Annotated in this window: 13 protein-coding genes; 12 read left to right on the forward strand and 1 reads right to left on the reverse strand. The window is 48.8% G+C overall.

Features of this window, described 5'->3' with window-relative positions; genetic code table 11:
* Window positions 1–77 precede the first annotated feature (77 nt).
* From ACFTRD_RS26020 to ACFTRD_RS26050, 7 genes are all read left to right on the forward strand, one after another.
* Entirely contained in the window at window positions 78–2,501 is a 2,424-nt protein-coding gene (locus ACFTRD_RS26020; protein ID WP_379385081.1) for a heavy metal translocating P-type ATPase, read from the forward strand.
* A gap of 97 nt (window positions 2,502–2,598) precedes the next feature.
* Entirely contained in the window at window positions 2,599–2,961 is a 363-nt protein-coding gene (locus ACFTRD_RS26025) for an SdpI family protein (protein ID WP_379385083.1), read from the forward strand.
* Window positions 2,962–3,205: 244 nt separating this feature from the next.
* Window positions 3,206–3,646 carry a MerR family transcriptional regulator gene (locus ACFTRD_RS26030; protein WP_379385085.1) on the forward strand — a complete coding sequence of 147 codons (441 nt, stop codon included), beginning with the start codon at window positions 3,206–3,208 and terminating at the stop codon, window positions 3,644–3,646.
* 191 nt (window positions 3,647–3,837) lie between these two features.
* Window positions 3,838–5,058: an MFS transporter gene (locus ACFTRD_RS26035; RefSeq protein ID WP_379385087.1), complete on the forward strand. Its 1,221-nt coding sequence runs from the start codon at window positions 3,838–3,840 to the stop codon at window positions 5,056–5,058.
* A 19-nt stretch (window positions 5,059–5,077) separates the two neighbouring features.
* Entirely contained in the window at window positions 5,078–5,500 is a 423-nt protein-coding gene (locus ACFTRD_RS26040) for a universal stress protein (protein ID WP_379385089.1), read from the forward strand.
* Window positions 5,501–5,590: 90 nt separating this feature from the next.
* On the forward strand, window positions 5,591–7,015 hold the full coding sequence (locus tag ACFTRD_RS26045) for an aldehyde dehydrogenase family protein (protein ID WP_379385091.1): 1,425 nt from the start codon (window positions 5,591–5,593) through the stop codon (window positions 7,013–7,015).
* Between the two features lie 367 nt (window positions 7,016–7,382).
* Window positions 7,383–8,195 (forward strand): MerR family transcriptional regulator, encoded by an 813-nt coding sequence (locus tag ACFTRD_RS26050; protein WP_379385093.1) that lies wholly within the window; start codon window positions 7,383–7,385, stop codon window positions 8,193–8,195.
* Window positions 8,196–8,346: 151 nt separating this feature from the next.
* On the opposite strand, the gene ACFTRD_RS26055 is transcribed toward ACFTRD_RS26050, so the two are convergent.
* Window positions 8,347–8,835, reverse strand: a complete 489-nt coding sequence (locus ACFTRD_RS26055; RefSeq protein ID WP_062326261.1) for a GAF domain-containing protein — start codon at window positions 8,833–8,835, stop codon at window positions 8,347–8,349.
* 186 nt (window positions 8,836–9,021) lie between these two features.
* On the opposite strand from ACFTRD_RS26055, the gene ACFTRD_RS26060 reads away from it, so the two are divergent.
* The 5 genes from ACFTRD_RS26060 to ACFTRD_RS26080 all read left to right on the forward strand — a co-directional run bounded on the left by ACFTRD_RS26060 (window position 9,022) and on the right by ACFTRD_RS26080 (window position 12,533).
* Window positions 9,022–9,318: a hypothetical protein gene (locus ACFTRD_RS26060; protein ID WP_192263056.1), complete on the forward strand. Its 297-nt coding sequence runs from the start codon at window positions 9,022–9,024 to the stop codon at window positions 9,316–9,318.
* A 200-nt stretch (window positions 9,319–9,518) separates the two neighbouring features.
* Window positions 9,519–10,091, forward strand: a complete 573-nt coding sequence (locus ACFTRD_RS26065) for a GNAT family N-acetyltransferase (protein WP_379385095.1) — start codon at window positions 9,519–9,521, stop codon at window positions 10,089–10,091.
* A 129-nt stretch (window positions 10,092–10,220) separates the two neighbouring features.
* Entirely contained in the window at window positions 10,221–11,732 is a 1,512-nt protein-coding gene (locus ACFTRD_RS26070; RefSeq protein WP_379385261.1) for an MDR family MFS transporter, read from the forward strand.
* Between the two features lie 93 nt (window positions 11,733–11,825).
* Window positions 11,826–12,305 carry a hypothetical protein gene (locus ACFTRD_RS26075; RefSeq protein WP_379385097.1) on the forward strand — a complete coding sequence of 160 codons (480 nt, stop codon included), beginning with the start codon at window positions 11,826–11,828 and terminating at the stop codon, window positions 12,303–12,305.
* A 42-nt stretch (window positions 12,306–12,347) separates the two neighbouring features.
* Window positions 12,348–12,533: a hypothetical protein gene (locus tag ACFTRD_RS26080; protein WP_192263064.1), complete on the forward strand. Its 186-nt coding sequence runs from the start codon at window positions 12,348–12,350 to the stop codon at window positions 12,531–12,533.
* The last annotated feature ends 75 nt before the right edge of the window (window positions 12,534–12,608 follow it).

Genomic DNA, 12,608 nt, shown 5'->3' on the forward strand with positions numbered 1-12,608 from the left:
GCTCATATATTGGATTGTAAATACGAAAGATTACGGATAACCATCATGTTTTACGTACTGCAAAGGGGAGAGTTCACATGGGAACCGGACAGGAACAGGTGAAAAGGGAACTGCTGCTGGATGGATTGGATTGCGCCAACTGCGCATTGAAGATTGAGAATGGCGTCAAAAAGATTAAAGGCATTACCGATTGCTCGGTCAATTTTGTAACCAAAACCTTATCCATGCACACCACATCCGATATGGATGAGCAGGTGGTGGAAGAAGCGAAACGCAAAGTGCTCCGACTGGAGCCGCATATTCGTATATCGGAAAAAGGTAAACCTTCGCACGGAAGTCGTGCTGCTGCCGCGCCAGAAGGCTCGACATCCGGCAACATGCACGCATATGCAGGTAGTGTGACCCACGGGCATGAACATGCTACGAGTGGGCACGATCATGATGGTCATGCCCATGATCATAACCATAACCATAACCATAACCATCAACATGGAGCGCATGATCATGCACATGACCACAGCCATCATCACGGCACTCAAGGGCAAGCGCATGATCATGGTAGTCATGCTGCTGGGCACGATCACGGACATGCGGACGGTCACGACCATGACGCGCACGCCGGACACTCACATGAACATGGCGCTGGGCAGACGAAGGTGCTGCTGGCACGTCTGGCGGCGGGTTCCATTCTGGTGGCAGCCGCGATCTGGTCTCCGCTGGAAGGATGGGCGCAGCTTGCACTCTATGTTGTCGCTTATCTGATCGCAGGGGGAGATATCGTCCTTCAGGCATTCAAAAATATCATTCGCGGTCAGGTATTTGATGAATACTTCCTCATGTCCGTCGCCACCATTGGTGCCTTTGCCATTGGTCAATATCCTGAGGGTGTTGCGGTTATGCTCTTCTATCAGCTCGGTGAGCTGTTTCAGGGAATGGCGGTGAATCGCTCAAGGAAGTCCATCCAGTCGCTTATGGATATTCGCCCGGACTATGCCAATATGCTGATCGGTGCGGGAGAAGAGACCAAACGGGTTACTCCGGAAGAAGTACGCATTGGTGATCGCATTGTAGTGAAAGCGGGTGAGCGGGTACCTCTGGACGGGATCGTCAAGGCAGGTCGTTCCATGGTGGATACGTCTGCTCTGACAGGTGAATCCGTGCCTCGTGAACTGGAACCTGGCAGTGATGTACTGAGTGGATTTGTGAACAAAAATGGGATGTTGACCATTGAAGTAACGAAAACCTTTGGTGAATCCACCGTATCCAAAATTCTGGACCTGGTACAGAACGCGAGCAGCCGTAAAGCCAAAACGGAACACTTTATTAGCAAATTCGCCCGGTATTACACACCGGTTGTTGTCATCCTGGCCGCGCTGATTGCGCTTGTTCCACCGCTGGTGCTCAGTGGTGCAACGTTCGCCGATTGGATCTATCGTGCACTGGTGTTCCTCGTGATCTCTTGTCCGTGTGCGCTGGTCGTTTCCATTCCACTTGGTTTCTTCGGCGGTATCGGAGCTGCCTCGCGTAACGGTATTCTCATCAAAGGAAGTAACTACCTTGAAGCATTGAACGATGTCAAAGTCGTTGTTTTCGATAAAACGGGCACACTAACCAAAGGTGTTTTCAAAGTAACAGCTATCCGCCCGGAAGCTGGACGTACGGAAGATGAATTGATGGAGCTTGCTGCCATTGCCGAAGCCCATTCAAACCATCCAATTGCAGAATCCATTCGCACAGCTTGGGCAAAAGATATTCGTACCCAGGGTGTGGATGATTACGATGAGGTTGCAGGGCATGGCATCAAGGTTAGTGTGGACGGACATGAAGTGCTTGCGGGTAACGCCAAATTGATGGAGCAGGCAGGCATCTCCTATACGACTCCACAAACTGTGGGCACGGTGGTGCACGTTGCCGAATCGGGATCTTATGTCGGTCACCTGATCATTGCTGATGAGGTGAAGGATGATGCAGCGGCAGCCATTCAGGCACTCAAGAAGCTCGGTATCCGCAAAGCGGTCATGCTGACCGGGGATGCCAAAGCTGTTGGTGAAGCTGTAGGGCGTGAGCTGGGTGTCGATGAAGTATACGCTGAGCTGCTGCCACAGCATAAAGTCGAACAACTGGAGCGACTCGAAGCTGCCAAATCACCGAAAGAGAAAATGGTATTTGTCGGTGACGGCATTAATGATACCCCCGTGCTGGCGCGTGCTGATGTAGGCGTAGCGATGGGGGGACTTGGTTCGGATGCAGCGATTGAAGCGGCCGACGTGGTCATCATGACGGATGAGCCATCCAGACTGGCCAGTGCGATCCGGATTGCAAAACGAACACGAACTATTGTTTGGCAAAATATCGGTTTTGCATTGGGTGTCAAAGCGATCTTCCTGCTGCTGGGTGTGTTCGGAATTGCAACCATGTGGGAAGCGGTATTCTCTGATGTAGGGGTGACCGTGCTGGCTGTCCTGAACGCCATGCGTGTACTGCGGGTGAAGGACATCTAAGATTTACGAAACGATCCAGACGGCTCTTCGTATATACGTAGAGCCGTTTTTTTGTTTTAATATCAGTGGTGTATTTTTAATGGAGTTAGGGGAGGACATGGTGGCAGGAGCAATTGTTGGTTTGATATGTGGCGTATGTTATTTCGTATTGGGGTTAATGGTTTACAAAAAACCGCCTAAAAGAATTAATGGCATATATGGTTACCGTACCCCGCGCGCGATGAGTAACCCAGAACTATGGGAAGAAGCACAACGGTATAGTGCCAATCTGATGATGCAGTTTGGTGTGATTATCACCGTGTTTGGTATTCTCGGTTTCTGGTTTACTGATGTACAGGCACTGGTTCTGAGTCTGTTCGCTGTTGTTTTTTATACGATTCGACTGTTTACCAAGGTGGAAGGCCGCTTGAAGGAAATGCAGCGTGTCCAGCAGCAGGGGCAGAAAAAACAAGGCGCTTAGAGGTACGATGTGAAATCGCAACTGAATGAAGATCCGCGAGAGCGGATCTTTTTTGCATCTTATAGAGGTGGAGAATACCAGAAACTACATTTAACAACATATTATAAAGTGTTTATTGAGATAATCTGTCTACGTTTGACACATAATAAATATTCGAGCTCTGAATCTAACGTTGACGTTAACGTTAATATTATATATAATTATGTACATAACATTACAGACATATAAAAGTGAGGTGAAGGAAATGAGTTTATATAAAATCGACGACGTAGCGAAGGAATGCGGTTTGACCAAGCGTACCATTCGGTATTACGAAGAGATCGGTGTTATGCCTTCACCTCAGCGGACGGACGGCGGTACACGGTTGTACTCCCGGGAAGATATCGATTATCTGAAAAAGGTGGTTCGGGCGAAGGAAGTGTTGGGTTTCTCGCTTCAGGAGCTGCATACCTATGTGGCAACGGCCGATGCGCTGAACGAACAGCGTTTTGATTATCAGCAGACCACTGAAGTGAGGGAACGGATTGAGAAGCTCACCAAGATAGAAGCGACGCTGGATGACCAACTGCAACTCATTGAGCAGAAACTTCAGAGCATTCATGCCGTACAGGAGGAACTGGAGCAATTGCGTGAACGGGTTCAGAACGGCATTCGACGGTTGGAAGGGCACGAAGATGACACATAACTGAGCATTTGATTTGAACCAAATGATGCAAAATGCTCAATCAGTATTCCACAACAAGCACCGGGAGATCCGGTGTCATTTGTGCCGTTTTGTTTCCATTATTTCTGAAAATAAAGATAATTATTTCACTATTTTCACAACGTTTCACAATTTATTTCACAACAGAAATCATGAACCAGGAGGAATTACGTATGAAAAGAGAACCCTCATTACCTGACGAATTGCCGTCATCCCGTGGAGGACTGCTGTCCCAACCCAGAGCCGTATGGGCGGTAGCTTTTGCCTGTATCATCTCCTTTATGGGACTGGGATTGGTTGACCCAATCCTGCCTGCCATTGCGGATCAACTGCATGCTTCCAAAAGCCAGGTATCTTTACTGTTTACAAGTTATAACGCAGTTACCGGGGTAGCCATGCTGATTACAGGTGTTGTATCCAGCCGGATCGGTGTGAAGTGGACACTGCTCAGCGGGATATTGCTGATCATTGTTTTCTCTTTCCTCGGCGGAACCTCTGACACGGTAGGGGCTCTCGTTGGTTATCGTGGTGGTTGGGGACTGGGGAATGCCCTGTTCATCGCAACCGCATTGTCCGCTATCGTGGGACTGTCCACTTCGGGGACAGCCAAAGCGATTATTTTGTACGAAGCAGCCCTTGGTCTGGGGATTGCCGTTGGTCCATTGCTCGGTGGTGAACTGGGTTCCATCTCGTGGCGTGGCCCGTTCTATGGTGTAGCTGCTCTGATGGCGATTGCTTTTATCAGTATTACGTTGATGCTGCCTAAGATGGCCAAACCGAAAACACGCAGCTCCTTGTCCGATCCGTTCAAGGCTCTGGGGTATCCTTCATTGAAAACATTGGCGATTACCGCCTTCCTGTATAACTTTGGTTTCTTTACCCTGATGGCTTACTCACCTTATGTCATGAATCTGGATGAGCACGGACTCGGTTATGTATTCTTCGGTTGGGGTCTGATGCTGGCAATTACGTCTGTATTTGTCGCACCAAGACTGCAACGTCGATTCGGATCGGTTCCTTCCATGAGCGTCATGCTGACCCTGTTCGCCATTGATTTGCTGGTGATGGCTGTCGGTACGGTGATGGGATCATCCACAACGGTTATTGTTGCTGTTATCGTGGCCGGGATTTTCCTCGGGATCAACAACACGTTAATTACAACGGCAGTTATGGAAGCTGCGCCCGTGGAACGTTCTGTGGCATCGGCGGCCTACAGTTTCGTCCGGTTCCTTGGCGGTGCGCTGGCACCATGGCTTGCTGGTAAATTGTCCGAGTGGTTTCTGCCGGAGACCCCGTTTTATTTTGGCGCATTGATGGTTCTGATCGGGGTCGTTGTACTTCTGGTACGCCGCAGACATCTGCGCGATATCGATGCTGCCATTACGCATCATTAATGAACAGGAGGAATGGAAAATGCTGAAACAAATACTGGTTGCGGTCGATGGGTCGGATCATGCACACAAAGGTCTGGAGCAAGCTGTTGTTCTGGCAGAAAGTTTGATACAACCGGCTTCCTTGATTATCGTACATGTTAATCCTTCGATCTCGCTGAATGAGCCCGCACTGGGTGTGGATCTGGAAGCAAGAATCGCAGAAGAAGGACAGCATATTATACAACCTGTTAATGAATTGTTAGCTGCTCGTTCTGTTCATTATGAAACTTTGCTGATAGCTGGTGATCCCGTGAATGAGATCTGCCGTGTAGCGAAGGATAGAGACTGTGATCTCATTGTGATGGGGACGGCCGGGAAAAGCATGCTCGCTGAAATCATCGTGGGCAGTGTCAGCCACGGCGTCTTGAAACATGCAGGATGTCCGGTGATGACTGTGAAATAGTGGTATGACCTTCTTGTGTGGATGATGCTAAAGTAGTGTATAAATAGGTATAGGGAAACTCTGCGGTAAACATGAATGGAGGATACAGCAATGAAAAAACAACATCTGTTCATCGGGGGCAAGCCCACCGAATCAGTAGACTATAAAGCACTTCAAGCACCGTACTCTGGAGAAACGCTGGCAGAAGTATCCACAGCGTCGCCTGAGGAAGTCGAAGCGGCGATTGCCGCTGCAATTCAGGCGGGTCAAGAGATGCGCAGAATGCCTGCCCATCAGCGTGCAGACATCCTTTACAAGCTGTCTGCCTTGCTGGAAGAACGGAAGGAAGAAGCGGCTCGGATTATTGCGCTGGAGGCAGCGAAGCCGATTACTGCGGCGCTCGCGGAGGTTGATCGTACGGTGGAAACGTACCGTTTCGCCGCAGAGGAAGCCAAGCGGCTCACTGGAGAGACGGTTCCCATGGACGCAGCCAAAGGCGGAGAAGGACGGATCGGGTATACGATGCGACAGCCCTTGGGCGTTATCGGAGCCATTACGCCGTTTAATTTTCCGATGAATCTGGTGGCTCACAAGGTAGGCCCAGCACTGGCGGCAGGCAACACAATTGTGCTGAAGCCGGCGGAACAGACGCCGCTGTCTGCCTATTATATCGCCAGCTTGCTTCAGGAGGCCGGATTACCGGATGGAGCATTGAATGTGGTGAGCGGTGACGGCAAAACGATTGGTGATGTGCTTGTAGAGCATCCTGATGTGGCTCATATTACATTTACAGGCAGCCCGGCTGTAGGCACAAGCATTCGCAGCAAAGCCGGACTGAAACGGGTAACATTGGAGCTTGGGTCCAATGCGGCAGTTATTATAGACGCAGATGCCAATTTGGACAACGTGGTACCGAGATGTGTTACCGGAGCTTTTACCTATCAAGGACAGGTATGTATCTCTTTGCAGCGGATTTATGTGCACAGCGAGATTGCGGATGAGTTTATTCGCCGCTTCGCTGAAGCCGCAAAACAAGTCGTAGTAGGAGATCCGCTGAACCCGGATACTGTCGTCTCTGCGCTCATTACATCCAAAGACGTACAGCGTACAATGGATTGGATTGATGAAGCAAAGCAGGCAGGCGCTGAGGTTGCAGCAGGCGGCGAAGCCGAGGGAGGTGTCTTGCGTCCAACGGTGCTGGTTAACGTTCCGCGGGATGCCAAGGTATCTTGTCAGGAGGTATTCGCCCCCATCGTTGTCATTAATACGGTGGAATCGGTTGAACAAGGAATAGAGTATGTGAATGATTCCATCTATGGGCTTCAGGCGGGTGTGTTCACGAATAATATTCATACTGCGTTGCATGCAGCAGATCACATTGAAGCTGGCGGCGTGATGATTAACGATATTCCCACATTCCGTGTGGACCATATGCCTTACGGCGGCGTGAAGCAGAGCGGCATGGGACGTGAAGGGGTCAAATATGCCGTGGAGGAAATGACGGAATTGAAATTTGTAATGTTTAACAAGAACTGAAGACATTCATAGGATTAGCGGATATTTGAGATAAAAATAAAATAGATAATCCTGTGCCCGAGTTACGGGTGCAGGATTTTTTTGCTTTTTCTCCATCAGTCCATTCCGTCAAAAAATACATAGCCTTTCTTCAATGACCCGGGGTTCACATCTGATGAGAAGGGTATAAATACTTATCGTACCGCAAATCTATCCATTAGATGCCTATCATATCACCGAAACATTTTGTATCCATTCAGAGAAATGAACGTAATTTTGGGGTACAGAATTGTTGGAAGTCTTATACTCTCACACTTGAATTTAAATACAATGCAGTATGAACAAGCCTGAACCTAGAAGTCACAGGCCAGACAGGAGGTGTATTCAAATGGCATATTCCATGGCTGACGTATCCGGGATGTCCGGTGTAAGTCTGAGTGAATTGGGACAGTACGCTGAGACAGGTCTGCTGAATCCTGCCTTCGTGGGTCCAGATGAGGATATTTACTATGAGGAACCAGAGTTGCTGAGACTGCAGCAGATTCTCTTCTGTAAAGAAGTAGGCATGGAGGAGGAAGAGATAGGACCCATGCTCAGGGACACTCCCCGGGACATGATTCGTATCATGCAGCAGCATCGGATCGAGATACTGGAGAAGGCACTTCGTTTACATGGATTGATTCAGACACTGGACAAAACCATATCCTATTTACGTGGCGAGCAGGAACTGAGTAAGGATGAACTGTATGCTGGGTTTTCGAATAAGGGGCGTCATCGGCTTTTGAATGAAGCAACCTCTGACCATGCAACCAAGAAGTATTCTGAACAGAAGCAGACAGAGGCCAGTCAGAAGTACAACGCCATTTCCCCGGAGCCATCCACCCTGCCTGAGGTTCAGGAGATGAAGTCGAAGGAAGATTTTCTCGATTCCCAGGCGAAGCTTGACCGCATTCATCTGGATTTGCAGAGTGCTATCGAGAATGGGTTAGAACCCGGAAGCCCGGAAGTGCAGCAGATTATCGGCAGACATCTCGAATGGATCAAAGGTTATTACACCCCCACGGCAGAGATCTATCGGGATCTGGGCAATCTGTACGTCGAGCACAAAAATTTCCGTCAGATGTATGATGGATACCACCCCAAGTTGGCCGAGTTTTTGCGAGACGGGATGATGATAAAAGCGGAACAGGATTTATCCTAGATGCATAAAGTATCATGGGCGAGCAGAACATGGGTGTGAGAAAAGAATGATAACAAAGAGCGCAGTCCTTTGGGAGGATGCGCTCTTTGTTATGGACATCATCGTAAGGCCGATGAACTCTCCATCGGCTTATTTGCCTCACTTGAGGTCCTTAGGATAATTCCAACTGCTCTGTAATCAGGCTTACCGCTTTTTCCAGGAAGACGCGGTCTTCATCGTCAAAACGGTTCTTGAGCGGACTGTCGATGTCGAGCACGCCGTACAATTCGCCGTTTTTGATAATCGGCACAACAATTTCACTGTTCGATGCGGCATCACAGGCGATATGGCCTGGAAAAGCATGAACATCTTCAACGACCATTGTACGTCTTTCCGCAGCAGATGTGCCGCACACACCGCGTCCAAGCGGAATACGGATGCAGGCAGGCAACCCCTGAAAGGGACCGAGTACAAGTTCTTTTCCATCATACAGATAGAAGCCGACCCAGTTGGTATCGGTCAAAAATACATTGAGCAGCGCCGCAGCGTTTGCCAGATTGGCAATGGCGCTAGGTTCATCGCGGATCAGAGCACTTAACTGTCCCAGGACGGCGGTGTGCTGCTCGCTTCGTGTTCCTTCATAGGAAACAGCTTGAAACATGGTAAATCACCCTCCCGAGCAAAAATGGTACTTATTTTCAAGATAGTGCAGAGCCTCCGGTTAGTCAAGCGGAGGATTTCGGAAAAGGAGGCCAATCCCCGAGTATCCCCCCTGTTTCTCATCTTCCTGCGTGGGGTAATTACTTAGCAATCACGGAGGGCTACAACCCGGGAAGGAGCTTGGCTTATGCATGCAGAGGTACAGAATCTTTTTGTACGAATTCATCTTTTATATTTCGCTCAGAATCAGGACTTAACCATTGGCGACGCGCTGCCTCTATTGGAAGAACGGGGATATCGTGTTGGAGAGCGAGAGATCAAGCAGGAGCTTGAGCATCTGACACAGGAGAACTTCCTGACTGCCCATGGAGATCAATGGAGCCTCACGGGGACAGGCATTGAGGAGTTTAAAGAAATCATAGCTGTCTTTGGCCGAGTAAGCGAAGAATTACTTGCGACAGGCAAGAAAACGTCTAACGTCTGAACTTGAATTGGACAGGCATGCCCGGGCATACTTTCAAACTGGAATGGATTCATACGTAACAACAAGACCGGGAGCGGAAGAGACCCGGTTTTTTTGACGTGATTATGATGACTGAACAGTTGCCATTCAGCGCAGGTTATGGTTAGATGGCTATTGAATCTTATGGTCTTAGAGATAGATCGGATCGGAGTGTCTTTTTCATGTATAAATGCAAAGGGAGAATTCCCGAACTAGAGACAGGGCGGCTGCGTTTACGCAAAATGCGTCGCCGAGATGCGGCCCAGATGTTCGCTTGCTGGTCCGACCGGGACGTGACCCGTTATATGAATTTAGCGCCCATGATTGGGACAAGCGAAGCCGCGGATATGATTGGGCTGCTGAACCATATGGCAGGAGAGGAGGAGGCGATTCGCTGGGGAATCGAACTCAAGGAGACGGGGCAGCTTATCGGCAGTTGTGGTTATAACACATGGCAGCTTGAAGGAGCATTCCGGGGCGAAATCGGATATGAGTTAGGGCGTGAACACTGGCGTCACGGTTATATGACGGAGGCATTTTCGGTGTTGCTGCCGTTCGGGTATGAAACGATGGGTCTCAATCGGATCGAGGCGCTGGTTGATCCGCGTAATCTCGCTTCCGGAGAGTTTCTGACGAACCGCGGCTTCACGCGGGAAGGCCTGCTGCGTCAGGTGCAGCATACGTCCACCGGATATAAGGATATGGTGATGTATTCCCTGCTGTACGATGAGTTTTTGCGTAAGAGAGATAAATAAAAGATGAAAAAAATCAGGGATTACAGCGATTGAAAAATTGTTCTGGTCCCTAGTGGGCTGTGTAAATCAATGTTCCAAATTATATAGAGAATTGAAGAGAGAAGGGTTTGAGTGAATACAACCGGAGGTTTGAACCGCAGTTTCATTCTGGCAGGATTGCTGCTGGCGACTTTTTTGTCTGCAATTGAAGGTACGGTGATTGGACCAGCCGGACCAACCATTGTTAGTGAATTAGGTAGTGTGCAGCTTCTCAGCTGGATCTTTACCGCATATCTTCTGACGATGGCTGTGAGTACGCCGATCTTTGGCAAAATCAGTGACCTGTACGGGCGTAAGCCGGTATTTCTGATTGGCTGTGCCTTATTTTTACTGGGTTCACTCCTGTGCTGCCTTTCGCAGAACATGGAGCAACTGATTATTTTTCGCGCGATTCAAGGGATTGGCGCCGGTGCGGTGGTCCCAGTTACGTTTACAATTATTGGCGACATTTACCGCATTGAAGAACGAGGCAAAATACAGGGTTGGATCAGCTCGGTGTGGGGCATTTCATCTTTGGCCGGACCGCTGCTGGGCGGTTACTTTGTAGATAATCTGGGCTGGCAGTGGATTTTTGGATTCAATGTGCCGTTCGGGCTGCTGGCGATGTGGTTTGTGTTTCGTTATTTGAAGGAAGAAATGTCTCCACGTACCGCCAAAATTGACTATATGGGTGCATTGACCTTTACCGTTGGTATTACCGCATTGCTCTTTGTATTGTCCGCAGGTGGACAGTATTATGCCTGGAGTTCTTCGATTATTGTGGGACTGAGCATTGTGGCTGTTGTTTTTATGATTTTATTTTTTGTGGTGGAAAAAAGGGCCCAGGCCCCGATGGTTCCTCTCCATCTCTTCCGTATTCGGGACATTCGGGTGGCGAATATCGCCGGACTGTTAACCAGTACCCTGATGATTGGCCTGACCAGTTATTTGCCTCTTTGGGTGCAGGGGGTTCGGGGCGGTAATGCGACTGAATCGGGGTTGCTGCTTGCACCGATGTCGGTTGGTTGGCTGATTGGTAGTGTTCTTGCCGGCCGTCTGTTGATGAAGATTGGATCACGCTTAACAGCGGTGATTGGATTAACCGGGATCGCCATTGGATCGGGAGGACTCTTCCTGGTCGGTGGAACGTCTCCTCAGGCGGTACTGTTTATATTAACCTTTATTTACGGACTCGGCTTCGGATTTGCTTTTACCATATTCACCATTATTGCGCAGTCGTCGGTCGGCTATAAGGAACGTGGATCTTCTACGGCGCTGCATACCTTCATGCGTACGCTGGGACAGACCATCGGGGCTGCAGCGTTTGGTACATGGTTGAATTACCGAATTTCAACGTTGTCGGACGAACAGCATCTTGCAGATGCAGGCATTTCGGAAGGTGATCTGAATCAGCTGCTTGCTCCGCATACAGAAGCTGCGCTGTCAGATGACAAATGGGCGCTTCTGCGTAACGTATTGGAAGGAAGTCTGCATTCATTGTTTGTCATCATGTTTGTCATTGCCATGATCTCATGGATAACGACACTGGCATTGCGCAAACGGCTAATCGTTCCTGAGAACGCAGCAGATGCTCCGCCAAAGGCCCAAGCTTCCGGTCAGTGATGTGAAAAGAATCAAGGCAGCTGTTCCTAGGCTGCTTTTTTTGGTTTATTATTTTCTAAAAGGGAGTTTGCAATAAATGGGAGGCGAGTTGAAATGACAAATCAATGGATCAGATCGATCTGGTTCGTACCTTTCCCAATCAAATGTCTGGCAGCCATATTGACCAGCACTTCAATTTCTCTGATTGTCGGGATCATGGAATATGTTCCCTTGGCGGAACGAGCGGAACATACATATTACTATCCCTTCTGGTATACATTGATCATAAGCATTCTTATCAGCTCGGCTATTCTTCTGTTTCTGATACTGCCTTTATCGTTATTTGCGGATAATGTGCTTGCTTCCCGAAGAATGAATAGAATTGTAACCAAGGTGATATTTGCAATCTTAACGTATTTGCTCCTTGGAGTGGGGAGTGGAGTGTTGTTCTCGATCTTTGTATTCAAGTTGGATGCCTTTGAGTATACAGGTCATTATCAGTACATCGTTATAATGACCTTTGTCTTTCTGTTGTGGCAACTAGGGCTGAGCGGGTTATTAAGCAGGGGCCGTGATAAGAACAGATCAGAATAGCATTATTGATAACTAGCCAACTCATGCTGAATGGAGGCGCGGATGATGTTTCCCAATAATCTGAATTCGTCCAAGGAAGATGAAGCCAAACGTAAGTACGAAGAGAATCAAAGGGAGATCGAGGGTCACAGCCGCTCGGGTCTGTCCAGTTACATTGTCGATTTGCTGATTGCAGGTGGGTTGGTCGTCGCTGCCCTAACGTTATTGATGTGGATTCTGTATCTTTGATGAACAACTACGAACAACCGGTACTGCCTCTATAGGCATACCGGTTATTTGTAGTTGAACAGGTGATACGGTTCT

It is taken from the genome of Paenibacillus sp. NPDC056933 (assembly GCF_042674385.1).
GTDB lineage: Bacteria > Bacillota > Bacilli > Paenibacillales > Paenibacillaceae > Paenibacillus.

Excerpts from the sequence above, each read along its gene's own strand:
- ACFTRD_RS26020 (WP_379385081.1), top strand. The coding sequence starts at position 78 with ATGGGAACCGGACAGGAACAGGTGAAAAGGGAACTGCTGCTGGATGGA.
- ACFTRD_RS26025 (WP_379385083.1), top strand. The coding sequence starts at position 2,599 with ATGGTGGCAGGAGCAATTGTTGGTTTGATATGTGGCGTATGTTATTTC.
- ACFTRD_RS26030 (WP_379385085.1), top strand. The coding sequence starts at position 3,206 with ATGAGTTTATATAAAATCGACGACGTAGCGAAGGAATGCGGTTTGACC.
- ACFTRD_RS26035 (WP_379385087.1), top strand. The coding sequence starts at position 3,838 with ATGAAAAGAGAACCCTCATTACCTGACGAATTGCCGTCATCCCGTGGA.
- ACFTRD_RS26040 (WP_379385089.1), top strand. The coding sequence starts at position 5,078 with ATGCTGAAACAAATACTGGTTGCGGTCGATGGGTCGGATCATGCACAC.
- ACFTRD_RS26045 (WP_379385091.1), top strand. The coding sequence starts at position 5,591 with ATGAAAAAACAACATCTGTTCATCGGGGGCAAGCCCACCGAATCAGTA.
- ACFTRD_RS26050 (WP_379385093.1), top strand. The coding sequence starts at position 7,383 with ATGGCATATTCCATGGCTGACGTATCCGGGATGTCCGGTGTAAGTCTG.
- ACFTRD_RS26055 (WP_062326261.1), bottom strand. The coding sequence starts at position 8,835 with ATGTTTCAAGCTGTTTCCTATGAAGGAACACGAAGCGAGCAGCACACC.
- ACFTRD_RS26060 (WP_192263056.1), top strand. The coding sequence starts at position 9,022 with ATGCATGCAGAGGTACAGAATCTTTTTGTACGAATTCATCTTTTATAT.
- ACFTRD_RS26065 (WP_379385095.1), top strand. The coding sequence starts at position 9,519 with ATGTATAAATGCAAAGGGAGAATTCCCGAACTAGAGACAGGGCGGCTG.
- ACFTRD_RS26075 (WP_379385097.1), top strand. The coding sequence starts at position 11,826 with ATGACAAATCAATGGATCAGATCGATCTGGTTCGTACCTTTCCCAATC.
- ACFTRD_RS26080 (WP_192263064.1), top strand. The coding sequence starts at position 12,348 with ATGATGTTTCCCAATAATCTGAATTCGTCCAAGGAAGATGAAGCCAAA.